Source organism: Streptomyces sp. CB03238 (genome assembly GCF_002099185.1).
GTDB lineage: Bacteria > Actinomycetota > Actinomycetes > Streptomycetales > Streptomycetaceae > Streptomyces.
The window spans coordinates 190,150-215,955 of the sequence record NZ_NBCN01000004.1 but is presented as its reverse complement, the minus strand read 5'-3'; the positions used below and the strand labels follow the sequence as shown (position 1 = coordinate 215,955).

Annotated in this window: 18 protein-coding genes; 9 read left to right on the top strand and 9 right to left on the bottom strand. The window is 72.0% G+C overall.

All coding sequences use genetic code 11. The features are described from left to right. The first annotated feature begins 5 nt into the window (after nucleotides 1–5). From BKD26_RS08245 to BKD26_RS08230, 4 genes are all read left to right on the top strand, one after another. Nucleotides 6–1,073, top strand: coding sequence for a LacI family DNA-binding transcriptional regulator (locus BKD26_RS08245; protein WP_241518590.1), 1,068 nt, complete (start codon nucleotides 6–8; stop codon nucleotides 1,071–1,073). Between the two features lie 413 nt (nucleotides 1,074–1,486). Continuing rightward, a complete protein-coding gene (locus BKD26_RS08240; protein WP_084897167.1) occupies nucleotides 1,487–3,169 on the top strand; it encodes a carbohydrate-binding module family 20 domain-containing protein in 1,683 nt (560 codons plus the stop codon). Nucleotides 3,170–3,582: 413 nt separating this feature from the next. Continuing rightward, nucleotides 3,583–8,976, top strand: a complete 5,394-nt coding sequence (pulA, locus tag BKD26_RS08235; RefSeq protein ID WP_084897166.1) for a pullulanase-type alpha-1,6-glucosidase — start codon at nucleotides 3,583–3,585, stop codon at nucleotides 8,974–8,976. Nucleotides 8,977–9,071: 95 nt separating this feature from the next. Continuing rightward, nucleotides 9,072–9,422: a 5-carboxymethyl-2-hydroxymuconate Delta-isomerase gene (locus tag BKD26_RS08230; RefSeq protein WP_084897165.1), complete on the top strand. Its 351-nt coding sequence runs from the start codon at nucleotides 9,072–9,074 to the stop codon at nucleotides 9,420–9,422. Here BKD26_RS08230 and BKD26_RS08225 read toward each other — a convergent pair. Continuing rightward, nucleotides 9,407–10,522: an agmatine deiminase family protein gene (locus tag BKD26_RS08225; RefSeq protein WP_084897384.1), complete on the bottom strand. Its 1,116-nt coding sequence runs from the start codon at nucleotides 10,520–10,522 to the stop codon at nucleotides 9,407–9,409. The two genes, BKD26_RS08230 and BKD26_RS08225, sit on opposite strands and share 16 nt — an antisense overlap. 70 nt (nucleotides 10,523–10,592) lie before the next feature. Between BKD26_RS08225 and BKD26_RS08220 the strand changes: the two genes are divergently transcribed. Next, nucleotides 10,593–11,177 (top strand): TetR/AcrR family transcriptional regulator, encoded by a 585-nt coding sequence (locus BKD26_RS08220; protein WP_084897164.1) that lies wholly within the window; start codon nucleotides 10,593–10,595, stop codon nucleotides 11,175–11,177. Here BKD26_RS08220 and BKD26_RS08215 read toward each other — a convergent pair. Next, complete coding sequence (locus tag BKD26_RS08215; RefSeq protein ID WP_084897163.1) at nucleotides 11,162–11,884, bottom strand: TetR/AcrR family transcriptional regulator; 723 nt, start codon at nucleotides 11,882–11,884, stop codon at nucleotides 11,162–11,164. The genes BKD26_RS08220 and BKD26_RS08215 overlap by 16 nt on opposite strands. Nucleotides 11,885–11,957: 73 nt before the next feature. Between BKD26_RS08215 and BKD26_RS08210 the strand changes: the two genes are divergently transcribed. After that, on the top strand, nucleotides 11,958–12,251 hold the full coding sequence (locus BKD26_RS08210; protein WP_084897162.1) for a hypothetical protein: 294 nt from the start codon (nucleotides 11,958–11,960) through the stop codon (nucleotides 12,249–12,251). Nucleotides 12,252–12,299: 48 nt separating this feature from the next. On the opposite strand, the gene BKD26_RS08205 is transcribed toward BKD26_RS08210, so the two are convergent. The 4 genes from BKD26_RS08205 to BKD26_RS08190 all read right to left on the bottom strand — a co-directional run bounded on the left by BKD26_RS08205 (nucleotide 12,300) and on the right by BKD26_RS08190 (nucleotide 19,334). Further along, the gene (locus tag BKD26_RS08205; RefSeq protein ID WP_084897161.1) at nucleotides 12,300–13,349 is read right to left on the bottom strand and encodes a PDR/VanB family oxidoreductase; all 1,050 of its coding nucleotides are present in this window, start codon (nucleotides 13,347–13,349) and stop codon (nucleotides 12,300–12,302) included. A gap of 3 nt (nucleotides 13,350–13,352) precedes the next feature. Further along, on the bottom strand, nucleotides 13,353–14,237 hold the full coding sequence (locus tag BKD26_RS08200; RefSeq protein ID WP_084897160.1) for a metal-dependent hydrolase: 885 nt from the start codon (nucleotides 14,235–14,237) through the stop codon (nucleotides 13,353–13,355). 69 nt (nucleotides 14,238–14,306) lie between these two features. Continuing rightward, entirely contained in the window at nucleotides 14,307–16,229 is a 1,923-nt protein-coding gene (locus BKD26_RS08195) for a hypothetical protein (protein ID WP_084897159.1), read from the bottom strand. Nucleotides 16,230–16,259: 30 nt separating this feature from the next. Continuing rightward, complete coding sequence (locus BKD26_RS08190) at nucleotides 16,260–19,334, bottom strand: alpha-N-acetylglucosaminidase (RefSeq protein ID WP_084897158.1); 3,075 nt, start codon at nucleotides 19,332–19,334, stop codon at nucleotides 16,260–16,262. A 146-nt stretch (nucleotides 19,335–19,480) separates the two neighbouring features. On the opposite strand from BKD26_RS08190, the gene BKD26_RS08185 reads away from it, so the two are divergent. Further along, nucleotides 19,481–19,894: a hypothetical protein gene (locus BKD26_RS08185; RefSeq protein ID WP_241518589.1), complete on the top strand. Its 414-nt coding sequence runs from the start codon at nucleotides 19,481–19,483 to the stop codon at nucleotides 19,892–19,894. Nucleotides 19,895–19,970: 76 nt separating this feature from the next. Here BKD26_RS08185 and BKD26_RS08180 read toward each other — a convergent pair whose 3' ends face one another. Then, a complete protein-coding gene (locus tag BKD26_RS08180) occupies nucleotides 19,971–21,473 on the bottom strand; it encodes a DUF1996 domain-containing protein (RefSeq protein WP_084897156.1) in 1,503 nt (500 codons plus the stop codon). 114 nt (nucleotides 21,474–21,587) lie between these two features. Continuing rightward, nucleotides 21,588–22,583 carry an NAD-dependent epimerase/dehydratase family protein gene (locus BKD26_RS08175; RefSeq protein ID WP_084897155.1) on the bottom strand — a complete coding sequence of 332 codons (996 nt, stop codon included), beginning with the start codon at nucleotides 22,581–22,583 and terminating at the stop codon, nucleotides 21,588–21,590. Nucleotides 22,584–22,799: 216 nt separating this feature from the next. Between BKD26_RS08175 and BKD26_RS08170 the strand changes: the two genes are divergently transcribed. Beyond that, a complete protein-coding gene (locus BKD26_RS08170; protein WP_241518578.1) occupies nucleotides 22,800–23,411 on the top strand; it encodes a hypothetical protein in 612 nt (203 codons plus the stop codon). A gap of 56 nt (nucleotides 23,412–23,467) precedes the next feature. Further along, on the top strand, nucleotides 23,468–24,913 hold the full coding sequence (locus BKD26_RS08165) for a PepSY domain-containing protein (RefSeq protein WP_084897153.1): 1,446 nt from the start codon (nucleotides 23,468–23,470) through the stop codon (nucleotides 24,911–24,913). A 4-nt stretch (nucleotides 24,914–24,917) separates the two neighbouring features. Here the strand turns inward: BKD26_RS08165 and BKD26_RS08160 are convergent, their stop codons facing one another. After that, nucleotides 24,918–25,508: a winged helix-turn-helix domain-containing protein gene (locus tag BKD26_RS08160; RefSeq protein WP_084897152.1), complete on the bottom strand. Its 591-nt coding sequence runs from the start codon at nucleotides 25,506–25,508 to the stop codon at nucleotides 24,918–24,920. Nucleotides 25,509–25,806: the final 298 nt, after the last annotated feature.

The window sequence follows — 25,806 nt, the reverse complement described above, 5'->3', positions numbered from 1 at the left end:
CCATCCTGACGCCGCGCGGCGACGCGCGGACCGAGCCGCGGGGCGACCGAGGAGGGGGCGCCCCGCGGCTCGCGGACATCGCGGCGCAGGCCGGTGTCAGCGAGGCGACGGTCAGCCGGGTCCTCAACGGCAAGGCGGGCGTCGCGGGCGGGACGCGGACGCGGGTGCTCGCCGCCCTCGACGTGCTCGGCTACGAACGGCCCGTACGGCTCAAGCGGCGCAGCGCCGGCCTGGTGGGCCTCGTCATCCCCGAGCTGACCAACCCCATCTTCCCCGCGTTCGCGCAGGTCATCGAGCAGGTGCTGGCCGGGCACGGCTACACGCCCGTGCTGTGCACCCAGATGCCGGGCGGCGCCACCGAGGACGAGCTGGTCGAGCAGCTGGAGGAGCGCGGCGTCACCGGCATCGTGTTCCTGTCCGGGCTGCACGCCGACACCAGCGCCGACCCGGCCCGGTACGTGAAACTGGCGGGCCGGGGCGTGCCGTTCGTCCTCATCAACGGCTTCAACGAGCACATCGACGCCCATTTCGTCTCGCCCGACGACCGCTCGGCCGCCCGCATGGCGGTACGGCACCTCGTCGAGCTGGGCCATGAGCGCATCGGGCTGGCCATCGGCCCGACCCGGTACGTCCCGTCGCGGCGGAAGGCGGAGGGGTTCACGGCGGCGCTGCGCGCCCTGCTCGGGGTGAGCGAGGAGGAGGCGGAACTGCGCGTCCAGCAGACCCTGTTCGGGGTCGAGGGCGGGCACGCGGCGGCCGGGGCGCTGCTGGACCAGGGCTGTACGGGGATCGTCTGCGCCAGCGACCTGATGGCGCTCGGCGCGATACGGGCGGTGCGCGGGCGGGGCCTGGACGTGCCGTCGGACGTGTCGGTGGTCGGCTTCGACGACTCGCCGCTGATCGCGTTCACGGACCCGCCGCTGACGACGGTGCGCCAGCCGGTGCAGGCGATGGCGACGGCGGCGGTGGACGCGCTGCTGGAGGAGATCGACGGCAATCCGGTGCAGCGGACGGAGTTCGTCTTCCAGCCGGAGCTGGTGGTACGGGGTTCCACCGCAGGCCGTAGGCCGTAGGGGAACGGGTGAGAGGGCCCGGGGCCTGCCCGTGATCGGGCGCGGCGGGGTCTTCTTCGGCCCCGGGCCTCCCGGCTCATGACCGGTCCATGCGTGACCGGCCCGGCCGGCCGGGCGCGTGGAGCCCCGGGGTACGGGGACCCTCGGCCGACCGGACCGGAGTCGTCGTTGAACGTAACACCACTGCAAGTGCTTGCGAAAGGTCTTGCAGTCGCGGATCCGGCGGATTTCCCTCACGTGAACCGCGTGTGTCCAAGGGGTTGACCGCATCCCCAAGGGCTCGTACGGTCTCGACCGAAAACTGTTGCTGCTTTCTTGCAGCAAGAAGATTCACCACGGCCTTGCGGGCATGGCGCGTTGCCGTACGAGGCTGCACCGTCGCATTCCGCACCTCCCATTCCCCAGGAGGAAACATGGCCAGAAAGACCGTGGCCGCTGCACTCGCCCTCGTGGCGGGAGCCGCTGTGGCCGTCACGGCGCCCCCCACGCCCGCCGCGGCGGTCCCGCCCGGCGACAAGGACGTCACCGCCGTGATGTTCGAGTGGACCTTCGCCTCCGTCGCCAAGGCGTGCACCGACACCCTCGGCCCGGCCGGGTACGGATACGTCCAGGTCTCCCCGCCGCAGGAACACATCCAGGGCGGCCAGTGGTGGACCTCGTACCAGCCCGTCAGCTACAGGATCGCCGGCCGTCTCGGTGACCGCGCCGCCTTCCAGTCCATGGTGAACACCTGCCACGGAGCGGGCGTCAAGGTCGTCGTCGACACCGTCATCAACCACATGGCGGCCGGAAACGGCACCGGCACCGGCGGCTCGTCGTACACCAAGTACGGCTACCCCGGCCTGTACTCCGCGCCCGACTTCGACGACTGCACGGCCCAGATCACCAACTACCAGGACCGGGCCAACGTACAGAACTGCGAACTCGTCGGCCTCGCCGACCTGGACACCGGTGAGGAGTACGTCCGCACCAGGATCGCCGGCTATATGAACGACCTGCTGTCGCTCGGCGTCGACGGCTTCCGCATCGACGCCGCCAAGCACATGCCGGCCGCCGACCTGGCCGCCATCAAGGCCAAGCTCACCAACCCGGGCGTGTACTGGAAGCAGGAGGCGATATACGGCGCCGGAGAGGCCGTCTCGCCCAGCGAGTACCTCGGCAACGGTGACGTCCAGGAGTTCCGCTACGCCCGCGACCTCAAGCGCGTCTTCCTCGGCGAGAACCTCGCGTACCTGAAGAACTTCGGCGAGGCCTGGGGCCACATGGAGTCCGGCAAGTCCGCCGTCTTCGTCGACAACCACGACACCGAGCGCGGCGGCGACACGCTCAACTACAAGAACGGTTCCGCCTACACGCTGGCCAACGTCTTCATGCTGGCCTGGCCGTACGGCTCCCCGGACGTCCACTCCGGGTACGAGTGGACCGACAAGGACGCCGGCCCGCCGGGAGGCGGGAACGTGAGCGCCTGCTACAGCGACGGCTGGAAGTGCCAGCACGCCTGGCGCGAGATCGCCTCCATGGTCGCCCTCCGGAACGTGGCCCGCGGTCAGGGTGTCACGAACTGGTGGGACAACGGCGGCGACGCCATCGCCTTCGGGCGCGGCACCAAGGCGTACGTGGCCATCAACCACGAGACGTCCACCCTCACCCGTACGTTCCAGACGTCGCTGCCCGCCGGTGACTACTGCGACGTCCAGAACAACCGGCCCGTCACGGTCAACGGCTCCGGGCAGTTCACGGCCACGCTCGGCGCGGGCACGGCCGTCGCGCTGCACGCCGGGGCGCGCACGTGCGTCGCCGTCGGCTCGGGCGCGTCCTTCGCGGTCAACGCCAGCACCGTGTACGGCGAGAATATCTACGTCACCGGAAACCAGTCCGCCCTCGGCAACTGGAACCCGGGCGGCGCGCTGAAGCTCGACCCGGCCACGTACCCCGTCTGGAAGCTCGACGTGACCCTCCCGGCCGGAACGGCCTTCGAGTACAAGTACCTCCGCAAGGACGCCGCCGGAAACGTCACCTGGGAGTCGGGCGCCAACCGCACAGCCACGGTCCCGCCCTCGGGGAAGGTCCCCCTGAACGACACCTTCCGCACCTGACACCGCCGGGCCCGGGTCCCTCGTGGGCAGCCGCCCCCGCCACCCCCGCCCCCCGTTGTGGGCAGTCGTTCCGCAGGGCGGAACGGGTGGGCACAACGGGACGGGGCGGTGCCCTTGCGGCGGCTCCTCCCGGGGCGGCGCCCCTTCCCGGTTCGCCCCGGGGCGGCTTCCCCCGGTGGGGGTGGGGCGTGGCCCCTCCGGGCTCGTCTCCTCGAGGCCGGCGGCCTTGGGTACGCGAAAGGGAGCCCAACCTGCGCCGCCAACCTCTGCGGGGACGACCCTGCACGGCCCCACCCCGGCCGTCGCCCGTCTGAGGCCGGTGGCACCGAAGGGGTACGGGGCGGAACCCCCCGACCGACTGTGGCCCAGGCGGCGCGGAGCCCCCGTGCACCGAAACTCGTTAAGGAGAACCCTTGTTCCACACCAGACGGCGGCGGCGCAGCGCCGTCACCGCTCTCGTCACCGCCCTCGGCGCGGGCCTCATACCCGCCCTCCCGGCGACGGCGACCGCCGCGCCCCAACCGCCCGCCCCGCCCTCCGACAAGGCGCTCGCCGCCGAGCCCGCCCGTCACGACCTGACCCGCGAGCAGTTCTACTTCGTGCTGCCCGACCGGTTCGCCAACGGCGACCCGAAGAACGACCGCGGCGGGCTGACCGGCTCCCGGCTGGAAACCGGGTACGACGCCACCGACAAGGGCTTCTACCAGGGCGGCGACCTCAAGGGGCTCACCGAGAAGCTCGACTACATCAAGGGCCTCGGCACCACCGCCATCTGGATGGCGCCGATCTTCAAGAACCAGCCCGTGCAGGGCGAGGGGAAGAACGCGAGCGCCGGCTACCACGGCTACTGGATCACCGACTTCACCCAGGTCGACCCCCACTTCGGCACCAACGCCGACCTCGAGAAGCTCATCGACAAGGCCCACGCCAAGGGCATGAAGGTCTTCTTCGACGTCATCACCAACCACACCGCCGACGTCGTCGACTACGAGGAGAAGTCCTACGACTACCTCTCCAAGGGCGCCTTCCCGTACCTCACCAAGGACGGGGTCCCGTTCGACGACGCCGACTACGCCGACGGCAGCAGGCCGTTCCCGAAGACGGACCGCGACTCCTTCCCGCGTACGCCGGTCGTCCCGGACACCAAGAAGAACCTCAAGGTCCCCTCCTGGCTCAACGACCCGGCGATGTACCACAACCGGGGCGATTCGACGTTCGCCGGAGAGTCCTCCACGCACGGGGACTTCGCGGGCCTGGACGACCTGTGGACCGAGCGCCCCGAGGTCGTCGAGGGCATGGAGAAGATCTACCAGCGCTGGGTGCGCGACTTCGACATCGACGGCTTCCGCATCGACACGGTCAAGCACGTCAACACCGAGTTCTGGACGCAGTGGGCCACCGCCCTGGACGCGTACGCCGCCAAGCGCGGCCGTGACGACTTCTTCATGTTCGGCGAGGTGTACTCCGCCGACCCGGCCGTCACCGCCCCGTACGTCACCCGGGGCCGGCTCGACGCCACCCTCGACTTCCCGTTCCAGGACGCCGCGCGCCGGTACGCCTCCCAGGCCGGCCCCGCCGCCAAGCTCTCCGAGCTGTTCGCGCAGGACTACCGCTACACCACCGACAAGGCCAACGCCTACGAGTCGGTGTCCTTCCTCGGCAACCACGACATGGGGCGTTTCGGCACCTTCCTGAAGCAGGACAACGCCGGGGCGGGTGACGAGGAACTGCTCGACCGCTACCGGCTCGCCAACGAGCTGATGTTCCTGACGCGCGGCAACCCGGTCGTCTACTACGGCGACGAGCAGGGCTTCACCGGAGCGGGCGGCGACAAGGACGCCCGCCAGACCCTGTTCGCCTCGAAGACGGCCGACTACCTCGACGACGACCAGCTCGGCACCGACCGCACGCACGCCACCGACGCGTACGACGCCGGTCACCCCCTCTACCGGTCCATCGCCGCCCTGTCGAAGCTCACCAAGGCCCACCCGGCCCTCCGCGACGGCGTCCAGACCGAGCGCCACGCCGACACCGGCCAGGGCGTGTACGCCTTCTCCCGTACGGACGCCAAGACGCGCACCGAGTACGTCGTCGCCGTCAACAACGCCACCGCCCCGAAGAGCGTGGAGCTCGCCACCGACTCCCCGGACACGGCTTTCCGGTACGTGTACGGAGGCACCGGCACCGTCACCGGCGGACGGACACTGAAGCTGACCGTCCCCGCTCTCTCCGCCGTCGTCCTCAGGGCCGGCAAGCCCGTCCCGGCCCCCGCCACCGCTCCCACCATCGACCTCAAGGCCCCGGCCGCCGGAGCCACCGGCACCGTCGAGATCGCGGCGGATGTCGACGGCGGCGGGCTGAACCGCGTCGTCTTCGCCGCCCAGCAGGGCACCGGGAAGTGGCAGGTCCTCGGCTCCGCCGACCACGCCCCCTACAAGGTCACCCACACCGTCACCGCCCCCGAGGGCACGGCCCTGCGCTACAAGGCCGTGGTCGTCGACAGCAAGGGCCGCACCGCGGGCGATCTCGCCGAGACGGTCGCGGGCCGCGCCCCCGCCGAGCCGGTGCCCACCGCCACCCAGCGGGACTACGCGCTCGTCCACTACAGGCGCGCCGACGGCGACTACACCGACTGGCGCCTCTACGCCTGGGGCGACATCGCCGACGGCGAGGGCACGACCTGGCCGAACGGCCACGCCTTCACGGGCCGCGACGCCTACGGCGCCTTCGCCTGGGTCAAGCTGAAGCCGGGCGCGTCCAGCGTCGGCTACCTCGTCATCGACAAGGACGGCAACAAGGACGTCTCCACCGACCGCACCATCGACCTGTCCAAGACCGGCGAGGTGTGGGTCGAGCAGGGCAAGGAGACCGCCCTCACCCAGCCCCCGGCCGGTGCCTACCCGCCGCAGGACACCTCCAAGGCCCTCCTGCACTACCGCCGCGCCGACGGGAACTACGACGGCTGGGGCCTGCACGTGTGGACCGGCGCCGCGCAGCCGACGGATTGGGCCAAACCGCTGACGCCTGCACGCACCGACGCGTACGGGGCCGTCTTCGAGGTGCCGCTCGCCGCCGGGGCCACGTCGCTCAGCTACATCCTCCACAAGGGCGACGAGAAGGACCTGCCCGGCGACCAGTCCCTCGACCTGAAGGCCACCGGCCACGAGGTGTGGCTGCTGAACGGCCGCGAGAAGCACCTGCTGCCGCAGCCCAAGGGCGGCGGCGCCGCGCTCGACCTCGCCAAGGCCACCGCGATCTGGATCGACGAGACGACCGTAGCCTGGAACGGCAGCCCCGCCGCCGCCTCCAGCCAGCTGCTCTCCTCGCCCACCGGCTCCATCGCCGTCAAGGACGGGGCCCTGACGCAGGGCGGTGACGCCCGCTGGCTGCGGCTGAACAAGGCCGCGCTCACCGACGCGCAGAAGGAGAAGTTCCCGCACCTCGCGACGTACACCGCGTACACGATCGACCCGCGCGACCGCGACCGGGTGCGTGACGCCCTGCGCGGGCAGCTGGTGGCCACCCAGCACGCCGCCAACGGGGCGCTCGTCTCCGCCACCGGCGTGCAGATCCCGGGCGTACTGGACGACCTGTACGGTACGAACGCCCGGCAGAAGGCGCTCGGCCCGGTCTTCCGCAAGGGCACGCCCACCCTGTCGGTCTGGGCGCCCACCGCCCAGAGCGTCGCCCTGGAACTCGACGGCCGGCGCGTGGCGATGAAGCGCGACGCGGTCACCGGCGTCTGGTCGGTCACCGGCAACAAGAGCTGGCGGAACAAGCCGTACCGGTACGAGGTGAAGGTCTGGGCGCCCAGCGTCCGGAAGGTCGTCACGAACGAGGTCACCGACCCCTACTCCACCGCCCTCACCGCCGATTCCGCCCGCAGCCTGGTCACCGACCTCACCGACCCGGCGCTCGCGCCCAAGGGCTGGGCCTCCCTGAAGAAGCCCGCCGCCACGCCCCTGCGGGACGCTCAGATCCAGGAGCTGCACGTCCGCGACTTCTCGGTCGCGGACCGTACGTCGAAGCACCCGGGCGGTTACCTCGCCTTCACCGACACCACGTCGGACGGCATGAAGCACCTGAAGTCGCTGGCGAGCAGCGGCACCTCGTACGTGCACCTGCTGCCCGTCTTCGACATCGGCACCATCCCCGAGAAGAAGTCCGACCAGGCCGCTCCTGACTGCGATCTGAAGGCGTACGCGCCCGACTCCGACGAGCAGCAGGCGTGTGTGTCCAAGGCCGCCGCCAAGGACGCGTTCAACTGGGGCTACGACCCGCTGCACTACACCGTCCCCGAAGGCTCCTACGCCTCCGACCCGGACGGCACACGCCGCACGGTCGAGTTCCGGCAGATGGTGCAGGGGCTGAACGAGGCAGGGCTGCGCACGGTCATGGACGTGGTCTACAACCACACCGTGGCGAGTGGGCAGGCCGACAAATCGGTCCTCGACAAGATCGTGCCCGGCTACTACCAGCGGCTGCTCGCCGACGGCACCGTCGCCACCTCCACCTGCTGTGCCAACACCGCGCCCGAGAACACGATGATGGGCAAGCTCGTCGTCGACTCGGTCGTCACCTGGGCGAAGGAGTACAAGGTCGACGGCTTCCGCTTCGACCTCATGGGACACCACCCCAAGGCCAACATGCTGGAGGTGAGGAAGGCCCTCGACGCGCTCACCCTGGAGCGGGACGGCGTCGACGGCAAGAAGATCATCCTGTACGGGGAGGGCTGGAACTTCGGCGAGATCGCCGACGACGCCCGCTTCGTCCAGGCCACCCAGGAGAACATGGCCGGCACCGGCATCGCGACCTTCTCCGACCGGGCCCGTGACGCCGTACGCGGCGGCGGCCCCTTCGACGCCGACCCCGGCGTCCAGGGCTTCGCCTCCGGCCTGTTCACCGACCCGAACACGTCGAAGGCGAACGGCACTCCGGCCGAGCAGAAGGCCCGGCTCCTGCACTACCAGGACCTGATCAAGGTCGGCCTGTCCGGCAACCTCGCCTCCTACGCCTTCACCGATACCTCCGGACGGAAGGTCAAGGGCTCGGAGGTCGACTACAACGGCGCCCCCGCCGGCTACGCCGCCGCCCCCGGCGACGCCCTCGCCTACGCGGACGCCCACGACAACGAGACCCTGTACGACGCGCTCGCCTTCAAGCTCCCGGCGGCCACGTCCCCGGACGACCGGGCCAGGATGCAGGTCCTCGCCCTCTCGACCGCCGCGCTCTCCCAGGGCCCGGCGCTCTCCCAGGCGGGCTCGGACCTCCTGAGGTCCAAGTCGCTGGACCGTAACTCGTACGACAGTGGCGACTGGTTCAACGTCCTCAACTGGGACTGCCGGGCCGGCAACGGCTTCGGGCGCGGCCTGCCGCCGGCGGCCGACAACAAGGACAAGTGGTCGTTCGGCAAGCCGCTGCTGTCGTCCCCGTCCCTGACGGTCGGCTGCCCGCAGATCACCGGCGCCTCCGCCGCCTACCGGGACCTGCTGAAGCTGCGTACGACGGAGAAGGCCTTCAGCCTGTCCACGGCCGACGAGGTCCAGGCCGCGCTGTCCTTCCCGCTCTCCGGCGAGGACGAGACCCCGGGCGTGATCACCATGCGTATCCGTGACCTGGTGGTGGTCTTCAACGCCACTCCCAAGGAGCAGGCCCAGACCGTCCCCGCCCTGTCCGGCAAGGGCTACGGCCTCCACCCGGTCCAGGCCGACGGCTCGGACGCCACGGTCAAGACGTCCTCCTACGAGGCGGCGACCGGCACCTTCACGGTGCCGGCCCGCACGGTGGCGGTGTTCACCCAGCGGTAGGGACCGGTGAGGCGCCACGGTTCGGACACCTGTTCCGGACCGTGGCGCCTCGCTCTATCGTGGCCGGGACAGCGTCACGACCAGGAGCGATACCCATGCCGCAGATCACCGTCGACTACTCCGCCTCCCTCGAGGAGGACTTCGACCGCCGGGGCTTCGCGCTCGCCCTGCACCCCCTCGTCGTCGAGACGGCCGGCGCGCGGCTCGCCGCCTGCAAGACCCGTACGCGCCGGGCCGAGGACACCGTGATCGGCGACGGAACGGCCGACGACGCCCTGGTCCACGTCGGCATCGGCCTGCTGGCCGGGCGCACCGACGAGGTCAAGGCGCGGCTGACGGAAGCCGTGCTCGCGCTCGTACCGGAGTACGTCAAGCCCGTCGAGGGGCGCGTGCTGCACATCTCCGCGGAGGTGGAGGACCTCGACTCTTCCTACGTTTCGAGCTGATCCGGCTGCTGCTGGGTGGCGCAGTGGATGCCGCCGCCGCCCTCGGCGACGGTGTCGATCTGCACCGGGACCACCTTCCGGCCGGGGTGCAGCTCACCGATGATCGACACCGCGTTCCGGTCCGCCGTCCGGTCGCCGAAGCGCGGGACGATCACGGCGTCGTTGACGACGTAGTAGTTGGCGTACGAGCCGAGGAAGTCCGGGCCGCGGCGGCCGAGCGCGGCCGGGTCGGGCTCGGGCAGGTCGACGATCTCCGGCTTCCGGCCCCGGGCGTCGGTCGCCGTCTCCAGTACGGCACGGGCCTGGTCGTACGCGCGGCTCCAGACGTCCGCCCCGCCCGCCGGGTGCGGGCGGCTGAGCAGGACGGCGCCGTCGTCGGTGAAGCGGGCCAGGGCGTCGACGTGGCAGTCGGTGATGTCCTGCCCCCGTACGCCCGTGAACCAGATCACGGTGGTGACCCCGAGCAGCTCCTTGAGGGCCTTCTCGATCTCGTCGCGTGACCGGCCCGGGTTGCGGTTGGGGTTGACCAGCGAGCTCTCGGTGACCATCAGCGTCCCGTGGCCGTCGACCTCCAGCGAGCCGCCCTCGGCGGTGATCGGCGCGTCGACGCGGGGCACTCCTTCGCGGGTCAGGACGGTACGGGCCACCTTTTCGTCGCGCCGGTGGTCCTGCTTGCCGCCCCAGCCGTTGAAGTGGAAGTCGATGCCCGCGAGGCCCTTCGGTCCGGTGACGAACGTCGGCCCGGTGTCGCGCACCCACAGGTCGTCCACGGCGACCGGGATCACCTCCACGCCCGATCCGCAGGCCCGCCGTGCCGCCTTCACCTCGGCGGGCGCGGCCAGCAGCACCACCGGTTCGAACCCGGCTATCGTCCGGGCGATCCGGGCGATGTCGCCCTGGACATCGCCCGCCCAGTCCGCCCACTCCGAGTCCGTGGGTGGCCAGGCCATGAACGTCCGGGCATGCCGCTGAGCCTCTGACGGCATGCGCCGCCCGGCCCCTTCCTTCCCGGGCTCGCAGGCCGTCACCGCGGCGGTCGTCGCGGCCAGTGCCACCGCCGCCCCGGACCTCAGCAGCGTGCGGCGGTTCGGTCCCTTCATGGTGCTGCCCTTCACTGTCGGGACAATCCTGACTGAAATTTCAGTCAGGAATCACGGTAGCATTGGTCCCATGTCCGATCGCCGTACCGCCATCCTGGAAGCCGCCGCCCGCGTCATCGCCCAGCGCGGCATCCGGGGCCTGCGGGTGGAAGAGCTCGCCGAGGAGGCGGGGGTGTCCACCTCGCTGCTCTACTACCACTTCCGGGACCGGGCCGGTGTGCTGGCCCACACCCTGGAGTTCATCAACACCCGGGCCGAGCGCTACACCGACCCCACCGCGAACCCCGACACCGACCCGCGCGGCCACCTCGAAGAGATGCTGCTGCTGGAGCTCCAGGACACCCCGGCCATCGTCGAGAACAGCACCGCCTGGGGTGAACTGCGCTCCACCGCCGTCTTCCAGCCCGACCTGCGCGACCAGCTCCGCACCACCACGGACCGCTGGACCGACTACGCCGGCGACCTCATCCGCCGCGCCCAGCACGGCGGCAGTGTCCCGCCCGAGGTGTCGCCGGACGACGCGGCCGAACGCCTCACCGCCCTCGTCGAAGGGCTCAGCAAACGCTGGCTCAGCGGCTCCCTGACCCTCGACCGCGCCCGTGACCTGCTGCGCGGCGCCCTCGTCGCGGAACTGGGCGCCTACAGGGCGGGCTGAGCCGACACCGCGGGCACCTTGGGCAGCAGCGCACCCAGTCGGTCGACCAGCTCGCCGAACGGCCCGTCGGCCGGCTCCTCGGCGAGCATGTGCAGCAGCAGCGCCGCCATCTCGTCGTCGTACGCCGCGCTCACCGCCGCCAGCGCCGCGAAGTCGTGCACCAGCTGCAACTCCAGCTCCGCGCGCGGTATGCGGCGCCCGTCCAGCCACAGCAGCGCCGTCGACTCGGCGAGCGACACCCACGACCGGACGACCAGCTCCAGGCGGGCGGGCGGATCCGTGACACCGAGATGGGCCAGGATCTGCTCGTACGCGGCCTGCCGCACCTCGTCGATCATCGCGTTCGTCCTCGAGGAGCCCACCGCCGGGCCGCCGCGCATCAGCGCCGAGAACCCCGGCCCGTGCTCCTCCACGAAGTCGAAGAACCGCCCCATCACGCGCAGCAGCCGCGCCCCCAGCGGGCCTTGGCGCGGCTCGACGAACCGGCCGGCCAGCTCGTCCGCCGCCCTCCGCAGCGCCGCCTCGTACAGGCTCTGCTTGCCCGGGAAGTAGTGGTAGACCAGCGGCCGGGATATGCCCGCGGCGGCAGCGATCTCGTCGATCGACACCTCGTCGGGGGAGCGGTGGCTGAACAGCTCCAGCGCGACCCCGATCAGCTGCTGCCTGCGCTCCTCGACGCCCATCCTGCGCCGCGCCCCGCTCGTCATGCGAACAGCCTAACGTTCGCCACCGACAGCCCTTCGAACAGTGGCCGATACACAGTTCGCTACGCTGCCGGTCATGACCATCTCCGACCCCGAAACCCCGGCACCGCGCACCGGCCTCACGCCGCGCCAGGCCCGGCGCCTGCGGATCGCCGTGGCGTCCGTCGTGCTGGTGACGATGGCGGTCGTCCTGGTGCTCCGGCTGGCCAGCCGCACCTCCGTCCTCGTGGTCGGCGTCTACGGACTGGCCATGATCCTGTGCGGCGTCGTCATCGAACTCAGCCGCAACGGCCGCACCCGCCTGGGCACCTGGCTCCTCGGCGCCGGCCTCCTCGCCGCCCTGGCCGCCGACTGGCTGCTGCTGCCGTAATGGCCGTTCTACGGCTGCGAGAAGGCCGTGGCCCGCATGGGCAAGGGTTCACAGATCCAGCACGAGCCGTTCGCCGCGGCAGCGCGAGACGCAGATCAGCATCGTGTCGTGCCGTTCGTCGTCCGTCAGCAACTCGTCCCGGTGGTCGACCTCGCCCTCCACGACGCGCTGCTGGCACGTACCGCAGAAGCCCTGCTCGCACGAGTACGACACATGCGGCACCTCCGCCCGCACCGCCGCCAGCACCGACTGGTCCGCCGCCACCGCGACCGTACGCCCGGAGCGGCGCAGCTCCACCTCGAAGGCGCCGCCCGGGGCGGAGGCCGTCGCCGTGAACCGCTCCAGGTGCAACTGGCGCCCCTCCGGCAGCCGCTCGGCCGCCGCGTCCATCAGCCCGTCCGGCCCGCAGCAGTAGACGGCCGCCTCGGCCGGTACGTCGGCGAGGAAGGCGAGGTCCGGCAGCCCCGCCTCGTCCTCGGCCACGACAGTGGCGTTCTCCAGTTTCTCCACCTCGTCCAGGAACGGCATCGTCGCCCGGCTGCGCCCGCAGTACAGCAGCCGCCAGTCGGCCCCCGCCGCCCGCACCGCGCGCAGCATCGGCAGCACCGGCGTGATGCCGATACCGCCCGCGACGAACACGTACGCCGGGGAGTCGACGAGCGGGAAGCGGTTGCGCGGCCCCCGGATCTCGATCTCGGTGCCCTCGTGGAGCTGTTCGTGCACCTCCCGCGAGCCGCCCCGCCCGTCCTCGATGAGCCGCGTGGCGACGGTGTACGTGTCGCTCTCGGCCGGGTCGCCGCACAGCGAGTACTGCCGCACCAGCCCCGACGGCAGCACCAGGTCCAGGTGCGCGCCCGGCTCCCAGGGCGGCAGCCCCGTGCCTTCCAGGCGCAGTTGGACCACCCCCTCGGCGGGTGTGGTCCGCTCGGTGACCAGGACGTGGCGGCGGGCGGTGGACGAGCGGCGGCTCTGCCCCGATATCGGCTCCTCCAAAGCCGGCAGCGGCCACAGCGGGGACGACTGGATGCGGCGGCGCATGGCCCGCCTGACGAGGAGGGCCGCTGTGGCGGTGAGGACGACGGTACGCGCGCGTGGCATGGCTCAGTGACCTCCGTTGGCGGCCGGGGACGAGGCGAGGTAGGCGACCGCCTGGGCCGTACTGCCCTCCTGGGAGGGGTGGTAGGCGCGGCTCAGATAGCGGGGGATGGACCGCAGCATGTCCGGCGTCGACGGCAGTACGCCCTGCCGGCCGCGCGTGACGAAGTCCTTCACCGACGCCTTGCCGGCCGGCAGCGACGGGTCGTTCTCCATGAAGAACCGGGCGCCGCGCTGCCACAGGAACACCAGCGCCGAGAACGCCGTCGCCCACGTCCGTACGCGCCTGCGGTAGCCGCCGTCGACGTGCATGAACAGCTCGAAGGCGACCGACCGGTGCTCGACCTCCTCCGCGCCGTGCCAGCGCAGCAGGTCCAGCATCATCGGATCGGCGCCGCGCCGGTCCAGCTCCTCGGCGTTGAGCACCCAGTTCCCCAGGAACGCCGTGTAGTGCTCGATCGCCGCGATCAGCGCCACCCGCTCCATCAGCCACCACCGCCGGGCCCTGCCGGGCGGCAGCGTCCTGTCACCGAGGAGCTTCTCGAAGAGCCAGTCGACCTGCGCGGTGTACGGGGTCGGGTCGAGCCCGAGCTTCTTCAGGTGCGGCAGGACGTCGTCGTGGGCCTGGGAGTGCATCGCCTCCTGCCCGATGAACCCGATGACGTCCTCGCGCAGCCGGTCGTCCCGGATGTAGGGCAGCACCTGCCGGTAGACGTGGATGAACCAGCGCTCTCCGGCCGGGAGCAGCAGGTGCAGCACATTGATGGTGTGGGCGGTGAACGGGTCGCCGGGAACCCAGTGGAGCGGGGTCTCCTCCCAGTCGAAGGAGACCTTGCGGGCCTTGAGCTCGATCCGCTCCGACCCTATCGCCGCCGGCTGCGTATTAGACATGGCGTCAATGTACTGACGGGTACGCCGTTGGCAATAGGGCCGTGCACCCGGATATTCACCGCACGCGGCCTACCGCAGGGAACTGATCTTCGTGCCGTCCTCCAGCCGCCCGGTCAGTTCGACCTGCTTGCCCGGCTTGCCCGGCACCGGTACCGCGAGGAGCCGGCCGCCGTCCCCGCCGCCCGTCACCCCGCCGGACACGGCGACCGACGTCACCTGCGGGCTGCCGGCCGCCAGCATGTACCACTGCCCGCCCGGGGCCTGCCACAGCCCGCCCGCCAGGACGCGCGGCTCCCGGGCCCCGCACGCCGGCGACTCCTCCGCCTTCGCCACGACCGCACCGGCCCGCGCGGGCGGCGCCTGGAACTGCGCCAGAGCCATGCCACCCGTACCGCGCCAGGTCTCCGCGCGCGTGCACAGCCAGGCGGCCGTACCGGTGGCGTTCGGGAGCTCCTGCTCGGCGAATCGCCAGGAGTTGACCGACCGGACGCCCTTGGCGCGCACCATGGGCAGCAGGCAGGCCGTCCGCGCCCACTCCGCACGTGCCGTGACGCCCGCGCCCGCCAGATCGGCGGGTGTGGACGGCGGGCCCGACGTCAGCCGGGCCGGGGCGAGCTCCCCGAGGTCCGTCAGCGTCCGCGTCGCCGAGCCGTCCCGCACCTCCAGCACGTCCCACTCCCGGCACTGGCTCGGCGCCACCGGGCTGAGCAGCGGACCTGTCACCCCGTGCGCGTCCCGCTCCACCGGACGCGCCCCGGCCAGGGGCTGCAGCAGATCGCGCGCCGACACCTCCCGTACCCATGGCGCCGTCAGATAGCGCACATTGGCATGGGTCCGCCCCACCACCAGGGCGGCCGCCGAGGCCGTGTCCGCGCCGTCCGTCCGGGCGAAGTCCAGCACCGCCCCGGCCGTCCCGTCCTTCGGCTCCGCGTACCGCACCGCCCGCAGCCCGTCGTGGAACAGCACCACCCGGGCCTGGTCCACCTCCCCGGCGAACAGCAGCTGCGGCGGCCCCATCGGCGGCCCAGGCGGCGTACCGGGCGTCGCCGAGGCCTGCACCGTGGCGCCGGGCCGCGCCCACACCGCGAGCGCCCGCCGCAGCAGCGCCCGGTCGTCGACGAGACCGCCCCGGGCGGGCCACACCGAGAAGTCCGTACGCGCCGAGCGCTGCCACGCGGCGGGGGCGACGCGCCGCAGATTGACCGGGTCCAGGGCCGCCTCGGACACCGGATTGCGCGCGTACGACGGGGCGGCCGCCCCGTCCGCGCCCCAGCCGCCACCCGGCAGCCCGAGCAGCGCCCCGCACACCACGGCGGCCGCGAGCGCCGCCAGCGCCGCCTTGCCGTGCTGGCGCCGCCGCATCAGGTCCGTGGGACGGGCCTGCAACGAGCACGGGTCGAACTCGGGCGATTCCAGCAGCGCGTGCATCGTCCCGATCGAGTCCGCCTCGGCCAGCGCGGCCTTCGGGTCCTCGACCCCGGCCGCCGCCAGCACCCGCCGCACCTCGGCGTCGCCCTGCCGCTCCAGCCCGCGCAGCACATAGGCGGCGCGGGCCGGCCCGGACAGCGCCGACAGCCGCTGGTCCAGCGCCAGTTCGTCCGCGCCGCCCGCGCGCGGGAACAGCCTGAGCCCCCACACCTGGGGCAGCAGCGGCGGCAACTGCGCCCGCTTCGGCCACGCCTTCCGCTTCAGCGGCAGCCCCGCCTCCAGGGCCTGGCGCAGGACCCGGACACGCACGTACGCGTACCCCGGGTCGACCGCGTCCTCGGGGCGCCGCTGCCCCGGCATCGCGCCGTCGTCGCCCGTGGTGCGGCGGCGCGGCAGCGAGCGCTGGACGACGGAGTGCGCGGTCAGCACGCGGCGGTTGCGGCCGAGGGCGGGCGGCAGCACCAGATAGGCGATGCGTACGAGCCGTGGGTAGTGCTCGACGAGGGCCGCCTCGGCCTGGTCGACGTCGACGGGGCAGGGGGTGGCGAGTTCCTGGGTGCTCACGTTCAGCAGAACGAGCGAATCCAGGGATGGTCACCTGCCGGCCGTGTCCCCCCAGCCGGTCACGCCGCTGAACACGGCCGTCCCTCGCGCCGCGTTGCCACCGTTCATGGCCGTCATGAACAGCCCCGCGTCCTGGACGGCCGCCGCGCCCGGTACCCGGACCGTGGCGACCGTACGCCATGTGGCGCCGCCGTCCGTCGAGCAGGACCCGGTGAAAACGTCCCCCGCGCGGGACAGGCGCAACTGGACCGGCGCCTTGATCCCGGTGATCCGCTGGTACGTGTCCAGCGTGCCGTCGCCGGTCGTGTCGTAAGAGAGGACGACACCGTTGGCCGGGGTCACCGCCAGGTTGAGGAAGCCCGGCGCTCCGGGCGTCGCCAGGGAGTCGCGTACGACGATCCCGGCACGCGCCCAGGCGCCCGTCACGTCCTGCGAGTCGACCCGTACGGTCAGGGTTGTGCCGTCTTTGAGAGCACCCTCCTTGTAGAGGGCGCCGAACTCGGCGGTGGCCTTCCACAGGTCCTGTCCGCCGCCGTTGATGGCGTACCGGTCCCGGATCTGGCCGAAGACGGCTCCATTGTTGCCGTACGTACGCCATGCCCGGTCCAGGGGCCCGGCCACGTACAGGTCGCCCTGGTGGACGGCGGTGACCGGGGCCTCGCCCTGGGGGCCGTACGTGGCGCGCAGCTCGTAGGGAAGCGGTTCGACCGGGGTGGCGAGGGGGCCGGCGGGGGCGGAGACGCCCCAGGAGACGGTGCCGGTGCCGGCCGCCGGGACGGACGGGAGCGTCAGCGGCGGCTGGTCGCCGAAGCCGACGAGCGTGAAGGCGACGGGGCCGGTGGCGCGGAGGCCGTTGAGGTTCCGGAAGGCGGCGGTCACTTCGGCGGCGGCGCCCGGGGGCAGTGCCTCGGGGGTGCTGGAGACCGTGACGGCGCCCTGGAAGGGGGCGCGGGCGAGGGTCTCGTACACACGCCTGGCCGTCCGGTACGGATCGTGGAGCGGCCGGAGGGGGTAGGTCTTCGTCTCGTACGTCCAGGGCTCCTCGATCGCGTACCAGTCGAAGGCCCTGGGCGCGCGGTGCTGCGCGAGGGCGTCCTCCAGTTCGTCCAGATACGCCTGCCAGTGGGGGAGGTGGAAGTCGGCGATCAGGCCGGACCAGTCGCGGTTGGCGTAGTTGGCGAGCCGGCCCGCGTCGGCTGTGGGGCGGTCGGCCCAGGTGGTGACGAGGACGCGGGCGGTGCGCTCCAGGCCCTCGCGGCGGGCGTCCGCGAGCCAGGGGCCGAGGAGGAAGGCGTGGTGGGAGCCGGTCATGTCGTCGCTCAGCCGCATCAGCTTCAGCCACAGCCGGGACAGGGCACGGAAGGTGTCCAGGTCTTTGCGTGTGAACGCGGCTTTCAGCTGACCGATCAGATTCCAGGAGCGATTGGCCAGGACCTGGCGGCCGAGGTCGGTGAGGTCGTAACGGTACGCGTCGGAGCGGCGCAGTGGCTCCCGTACGCCGAGGAGCGCGGCGAACGCCTTGTCGAAGCCGGCGGGGTCGAAGGCGGGGGAGTGGGTGGCGTAGTGGGTGCCCGAGTTGGCGGTGAGGCTGGGCCGGGCCGCGAAGATGGAGTCGTGGGGGCGGCCGTCGCGGCTGGTGATCCGGTACGCGGTGTCCCGCAGCACCGCGAAGGCCTCACGCGCGCGTGCGTCCCGGCCGCCGTAGCGCAGGTCGGCGTACTCCTCGAACCAGCGGGTCCGGTCGACGGGCTCGGCCCGCCAGGCCAGCTCGGAGAACAGCTCCAGGGCGGCCGGGTCCCGCTCCGCGGCCTCCGGCATGTAGGCCGTCCCGGCGAGGGCGGAGCCGGGCTTGTCGCGCCAGGCCGTGAACCGGTCGGTCCACATGTGGGTCTTGGCACCGATGGTGGTGCGGCCGCCGAAGTTGGGGATGGTGCCGAAGGCGTACGGGGCGCCGCCCCAGTCCTTCTCGCGGTCGGTGACGGTCTCCAGGTCGGACAGCCCGTCGACGATCAGGAGCCGGCTCTTGTCGAGGGCGTCGAGCAGGTCGCGGCGCGGGTTGGCCTGCCAGCCGAGGATGACCCAGGTGGCGCCCGGGCGGGCCTTGTGGAGGGCGGCCTCCACCGCGCGGGCGGCCTCGGGTACGGGGACGTCGCCGGCCGAGCCGCCCTCGTGGAGCAGGTCCATCTTGAAGTGGCGTACGTCGCCGAAGAGGGCGGCCTGGTGGCGGTAGAAGGCCTCCGCCACGCGCGCGAAGGCGCCGGTGCGCGGGTCGAGCCAGTCGGGGCGCTTCAGGCCCGCCCAGACGCCCTGCGGGATGGTGCGGGCGCCGGGGTTGCGGTCGGCGAAGCCGTCGGGGACGGTGCCGAAATAGCCGGGCAGCACCGGGCGCATGCCGAGCTCGCGCAGCCGGTCGGCGATGCGGCGGGCCAGGGCGGTGCGGCGGGCGAGCAGCTCGGGGCTGAGGGGGCCGCCGTACGCGCTCATGTTCTGGAGCAGCCACCAGGGCTGGTGGGAGGGCGCGGGGAGCCAGGCGCGGGCCTCGGCGTCCGTGTACCCGAAGTCCTGGAGGAGGCGGTGGTAGACGGCCTCCTGTCCGGCGGTGACGAGGACCTCGTTGCAGCCGTGCAGGGCGAGGACGTCGATCAGCCGCTCCCAGCGCGCCCAGTCGGCGTACGGGGCGGTGTAGCCGTCGTGCGTGTCGTTGAACGCGAACCGGTGCGGGACGGTGGCCTCGTGCGCGAGCGGCGTGCGGGGCGCGGGGAGGCGGGACGGGAGGTTCAGCTGGGAGCCGGACCAGGAGAGGTGCGCCCCGCACCCGTACTTCAGGTACCAGTGCACGCCGGTGAGCGCCGTGGCGGGGCCGGTGGCGGCGACCTCGACACGGCCGGTGGCGCCCGTGACGCGGAACCGTTCCCGCCCGCCCCGGAGTTGGTGGAGCGTGAACTGGTCCGCGTGGCCGGGCAGGAGCCGTTCCAGGGCGGCGCGGGCCGGGCCCATGCGGTTCTCCTTCGAGAGGGCGGACGGCTGCGCCGCTCCGGCGGGACCGGCGCCCACGCCGATCGCCCCGGCGGTTCCCAGCAGCGTGCGTCTCGACAGGTCGGTCACGGCGCTCCTCCATGATGCTGACGGCACATCAGGTGCGGACGTGTCGCACGTTACTCGGGGTTCGCCCTCGGAGCAGGGGTGCGAACCGGCACGATGGCCAGATGCGTACGGAGCGAACTCGTTTGGCGTTGGTGACGGCCGCCCTGATGGCCCTGGCTCTGCCCGCCGCGGCGGCGTGCGACGCGGGCGAGCCCGACACCGCCCCGGAGACGGCGACGGGCACCCTGGAGCAGCTGGCGGTGAAGGTCTCCTGCGAGCCGAACATACAGACGGACGCGAAGGAGATCCGCCAGGCCAACTGCGAGACGGACGACGGCAGATACGTGCTGGCCACCTTCGCCACCGACCGCGGCCAGCGCGAGTGGATCAACGAGGCGAACGACTACGGCGGCGCGTACCTGGTCGGCCGCAAGTGGGTGGCCGTCGGCGAGGAGAAGGTCGTCACGGCGCTGCAGGGCCGGCTCGGCGGTGCGGTGGAGACCGGCGCGTCGCACCACTCGGGGAGCGGCGAGGGCGGCGAGGGGACTCAGAAGGGCCACTCGGGCCACCACGGGAGCTGAGCCGGGACAGCGTAAGGGGCCGGATCACAGAAGGTGATCCGGCCCCGGAGGGTTCGTCGGTGAGGTCAGATGGTGATCAGGCGCAGCGCCGTCCGCCGTTGATACAGTTCACCATCTGCTGCATCAGCCGGTTGTTGAAGACGTTGATGAAGTCTCCGTGGTCGGTGATCGGCTTGTGGAGCTGTTCGGGGAACGAGTCCACGGCGAACACGGTCCCCTGCGGAACGTCGTAGACAATGCGCTGGACGAGCTGGGGAATGGCCTGGAAACCGTTGGGGCAGCGGCCGTTCCCGTCGGCGAAGGCGACATGGGTGCGGTGGTTGGCGCTGTCGGTGTTCTGGCCGTCCCAGCAACTCTGGAATGTGAATGTCCGTACGACCTGGCTGCCCTGGGGACAGATCGGATACTTGTCCTTCAGCTGCCGGTCCTCGAAACCGGTGCAGCTCCACGAAGCATTGGCGTTCGCGTCACCGTTGGTGAACGCCTTGGCGTCACCGGTGATGATGCGCAGGAACTTCGGCATGGCCGTGACCCGGGAGACCGGGCTGCCGACGAAATTCATCGTGACCTGGCTGGGAGTGAGGATTTCGCCGACGTTCTGGTCGTTGCCGCCGCCGTCCGCGTTGGCGTCGTTCTCGTTCTGGCCGTTCTGCAGGCGCAGCACCGGCCAGAAGTACGTGGACCTGTCCCCCTGGTTACGGCAGGTGGTCTGCCCGTTGGCGAGATCGTCGTCACTGGCGAAGGCGTCGTTGGCCTGGTTGCCCACGTAGTCGTGCATATGGTGGGCGCCATTGCTCACACCGGGCGCGACGATGACATTGTCCGGGTTGAACTTGCCGTTCTCGTTACGCCCGCAATCGGTGGTGAAGGTGCCTCGCGAGGCGCCGCGCAACTGGCGAGGGTTGCGGACGTTGGGCTGGACGTTCTGGATGTCGACGAAGTCGGCCGCCACGGGCCCGTTGCCCGCCTGCCCCTGACCTTGCCCCTGGCCCTGGCCCTGGTCCTGCCCTTGGTCCTGGTCCTGGTTCTGCCCCTGGTCCTGGTCCTGGCCGTCTCCGTTCTGGTCGCCGCCGTCCTGGTCCTTCACCTGGTTGGCGTCGTCCGCGCGCAGCGTGCACGGCGCCAGGCTTTCCAGCCCGTTCGGGCGCTGTGCGACGCGGTCGATGGCGATCACGATCCGGCCGATCGCGGCGACCCGTTTGTCCTTCAGCGGATTGAGAATGGCATTCTGGGCAAAGGCCGGATCCTGCTGGATCTGTTCCTTCTGATCGGCGAACCGCTGGTACGCCTCGGTGATCTGGGTGTCCATCGTCGCCAGTTCCCGGTCCACCTCGGCGCGCGCCTGCTGAGGCACGTCCCGAAGGCCGTTGGCGACTTCGGGGCAGTCGATGGTGGACATCTGCTGTCCGGCGTTCAAGGGCTTCTGCTGCTGCGGTGACGAGCCGGACCAGCCCGACCAGCCCTCGCCGGCGGAAGCGTAGACATTGGCCGCGATCAACCCGCCGCCGCCCAGTATCAGGGCAGCCGAGGCGGCGATCGCCCGGTTGGCCAGTGTCGAGCGTTTTCGTGTGCGTCGCATGGAACTCCAATCCTGGGCGGGGTGAACCGCTCCGTTCCATACGGGCGTGATTCAGGGGTCGTTCAGCGCGCTGGTGATTTCGTAGAAATCTACGTCCGCAAAGCGGGCGAACCGCTACTCCCAGGCCGTGCCGAGCGCTTTCGCCTCCTGCTCGGGCGTGACGCCCAGCTCCGGGCGGTCCGCCCGCTGCGGCGCCACGCCGCCCAGCCCGCTGAGCCACGCCCAGGTGTCCGCGACCGTCTCGGCCGCCGGGCGGCACCGCAGGCCCGCCGCGAGCGCCTTGGACACGTCGCCGCCGTGCATCGCGTCGTACGACTCACCCGGCGGGATCCAGATCGGCAGCCCCGACCAGGGCTCGATGCCCGCCCCGAGGACCGCCTCCGGGTCCGTCCACCGCAGCTCGGCGTCCGAGCCGGTGGCGCGCACACAGGCGTCCAGCAGCTCGCCCATGGTGGTGTGGCCCGGCCGGCTCACCAGATTGTAGGGGCCGGCCAGCCCGGCCTCCGCCGCGTCCAGCAGCCACTCGGCCATGTCACGGACGTCGATGTACTGCAGGGGCAGGTCGCGCGGGCCCGGGGCGAGCACCGGGCCGCCGCGGGCGATCCGGTTCAGCCACCACGGGAGGCGGCCGACGTTCTCCCCCGGGCCGATGATCAGCCCGGCGCGGCCCAGCAGCACCCGCTCCTCGCCGAAGGCGGCCAGCGCCGCCAGCTCCCCGCCCCGTTTGGCCTCCGCGTAGGGCACGCCCGTCGCATCCGGTGACGACTCCACCAACGGGCCGTCCTCGGCCAGCCCCGCCGCCGGGGGCCACGCGTGGACGCTGCGACTGGAGACGTACACATAGCGGCCGACCCGGCCGGCGAGCAGCCGCGCGGCGTCCCGTACCGCGGTGGGGTCCGACGACCAGGTGTCGACGACCACGTCCCACCGCCCCTCGGCGAGCGCCGCGAGCCCGTCCGGCGCGGTCCGGTCGCCCAGCAGCGACACCACACCGGCCGGCGGCTCGTGGCGGCCCCGGTGGAAGACCGTCACCTCCCAGCCGCGGGCCGGCGCGGCCTCCACGACGGCGCGCCCGGCGAACTCCGTACCACCCAGCATCAGAAGTTTCATGATCCGAGCCTGCCTCGCGCACCACGTCCCCGAACAGTGGTTCTGCTGCCAGAAGAACCTGCCGGAGGATTCCCGGCGACGGCCGGTCTCCCGTCCTCGCCGCCGGGATGGCAGCATGAGCCGACGATGACGAATGCCCGGTCGCCGATGCGCGCCTTGCGTGCCGCACTTTTCGCGGCGGTGTGCGTGACATTGGCGGCGATGGGGCATTCGTCCATGTCTGCGCATCATGTTCCGCCGGGCTCGCTGCTCGTCGCACTCGGCGTCACCGGCGGCCTCGCCTGGCTCGCCGCGGGCCGCCGCCGAGGGCCCGCCTTCATCGGTACGGGACTCCTCGCCCTGCAGAGCGTGCTGCACGTGACGTTCATGGGCAGTGGCGGGCACCACAGCCACGGGGCCGGTACGGCGGCGGGCATGACGGCCGGGCCGGCGCCGGACGCGATGCCGGGCATGGCCCACGGGGCCACCATGTCGGGCGTACCCGCCGGATCCGGCGGCGTGGCCGAGCTCCTCGCCGGGCTCGTCGGCGGCGCCTCCGCCGGCATGGTCGGCGTCCACCTGCTCGCCGCCGCCGCGTGCGCGTTCTGGCTGGCCCGTGGCGAGGCCGCCTTCTTCCGCCTCGCCCGCGCCGTCGGCGCCCTCGCCTTCACCCCGCTGCGTCTGCTGCTCGCCGCCGTACGCCTGCCCGACGCCCCACGGCCGCCGCGCCCCCGGACCCGTACCCTCCGCCGCCACCACGGCGTCGTCCTCGCGCACACCCTCTCGCGGCGCGGCCCGCCCACGCCCCTCGTCCCCCGCGCCACGGTCCCCGGAGCGACGCACGTCTGACCTGGGGGCCGCTTCCCCCTGCAGACATGCAGCCAACGCCGACTCCTAGGACAGTCATGGCCATTGACGACCGCACGACGGCCCAGCCGCCCGCCGAAACCGCCCCTTCGCCCACCGAAGGCCGGTCGACGTGGAGAGCCCTGCGGCCCCTCTTCCTCCGCGTCCACTTCTACGCGGGGCTCCTGATAGCCCCCCTCCTCCTCGTCGCCGCCACCAGCGGACTGCTGTACGCCCTCTCCTTCCAGGCGGAGAAGGTCCTCTTCCGCCATGAGCTCCAGGTCCCGGCCGGCGAGCGGGTCCTCCCGCTCTCCGAGCAGGTCGACGCGGCCCGCGAGGCTCACCCGGACGGCACCGTGACCGCCGTCTGGCCCTCCTCGGAGGACGGCGCCACCACCCGCGTACTCATGAGCAGCCCGACCGTCGAGGAGGGCAAGTCGCTCGCCGTCTTCGTCGACCCGTACACCGCCGAGATACGGGGCGACCTGCCCAGCTACGGCAGTTCGGGCGCGCTCCCGCTGCGTACCTGGCTCTCCGAGTTCCACGCGAACCTCCAGCTCGGCGAGCTCGGCCGCAACTACAGCGAAATGGCCGCCAGCTGGATGTGGGTCGTCGCCCTCGGCGGCCTGGCCCTGTGGATCGGCCGCAAGCGCACCGCCAGGCGCGCCCTGATCCTCCCCGAGCGCGGCCCCAAGTCCCGCCGCCGCACCCTCTCCTGGCACGGTTCGGTCGGCCTGTGGGCCGTGACCGGCCTCGTCATCCTCTCCGCCACCGGCCTGACCTGGTCCCGGTACGCGGGCGAGAACATCGACGCCGTACAGTCGCAGCTCGGCGGCGCCACGCCCACCGTCTCCGCCACCCTCGACGGCGCGGCCCCCGGCGGCGGCACCGGACACGAGGGCCATGGCACGGCCCACCACACCGCCCCCGCCCCCAAGGGCCCCGACGTCGGCATCGACAAGGCGGTCGAGGCCGCCCGCGGCGCCGGCGTGGCCGGGAAGATCGCCGTCACCCTCCCGGCCGAGGGCAAGGGGTACGTCGTCAAGGAGACCGACACCCAGTTCCCCGTCCACCTGGACTCGGTGGCGGTCGACCCGGCCGACGGCGCGGTCATCGACGAACTGCGGTTCGCGGACTACCCCGTCCTCGCCAAGCTGACCCGCTTCGGTATCGACGCCCACATGGGCGTCCTCTTCGGGCTCGCCAACCAGCTCGTGCTCGCCGCCCTCATGGTCGCGCTGATCCTCCTCATCGTCTGGGGCTACCGGATGTGGTGGCTGCGCAGGCCGACGAAGGAGCGGAAGCTGAGCGCGGGCCGGCCCATGCCGCGCGGTGCCTGGCGCAAGGTGCCTGCCACGCTGCTCCTTCCGCTGGCCGCCGCGACGGCGCTGGTGGGCTGGTTCGTGCCCATGCTCGGCATCAGCCTGCTGGTGTTCCTCGCGGTGGACGTGACCCTGGGCCTGCTGGCACGGGCACGGGCGCGGTCCCGCGGCGCCGCCGCCTAGCGGTTCAGGGCGTGTACTTGTAGCCGACCCGCCGCACGGTCTGGATCGTGTGGCGGTGCTCGGCGCCCAGCTTGCGCCGCAGCCGGGCGACATGGACGTCGACCGTCCGCCCGTCGCCCACGTGCCCGTACCCCCACACGGTGGTCACCAAGTGGTCGCGGGTGTGCACCCGGTGGGGGTGCGCGACCAGGTGCGCCAGCAACTCGAACTCCAGGTACGTCAGGTCCAGCGGGCGCCCGGCCACCCGAGCGATGCGCCGGGCGCCGTCGATCGACACCGGCCCGTCGGGCCCGTCGGGCCCTTCGCCTGGAGCACCGGCCGGTCCGGGTACGGGCACGTGCTGCTCGGCCGGTACGAGGACCAGGTAGCCGACCATCGGCGGCTGCCCAGGCAGCGAGGGCACGGTGTGCGGCGGCGCGGGCACCCAGGTGGCACCCGGCGGCAGGAACTCGGCGACATCGACGCCGCCCGGGAGACGTACGGGGTGGTCGCGCTCGTCGACGGCGCGCAGCCGGTGCCGGTTGCTCACGGACGTCGCGGTGGCGGTGGCGGTCGCGGTGGCGGGAACGGCGGAGAGGGTACGGGTGTTGGCCATGATGAGGTCAGCTCTTTCGCGCGAAGGGACGGGGAGTACGTCATGCGCGTGGGCCGAAGGCCTGTCCGGGCAGCCGGGCTGGAGAAGCAGGGTGCCGAAAGGCGTTAGAGGGCCGACGCGTTCGTCGCGCGGCAACACACCCGGTCGAAGTCGTGGTGCTGACGGGACGGCCAGAACGGCTGGAGGTCGCTGCGACCCGTCGCGGTGTTCTGAAGGCTGGCCATGCCCCCATTGAATCAGATGCCGATGCGGGACACCCGCCCGTCTCCGCACCTACCGCAGCGGCAAAGCGTCACGG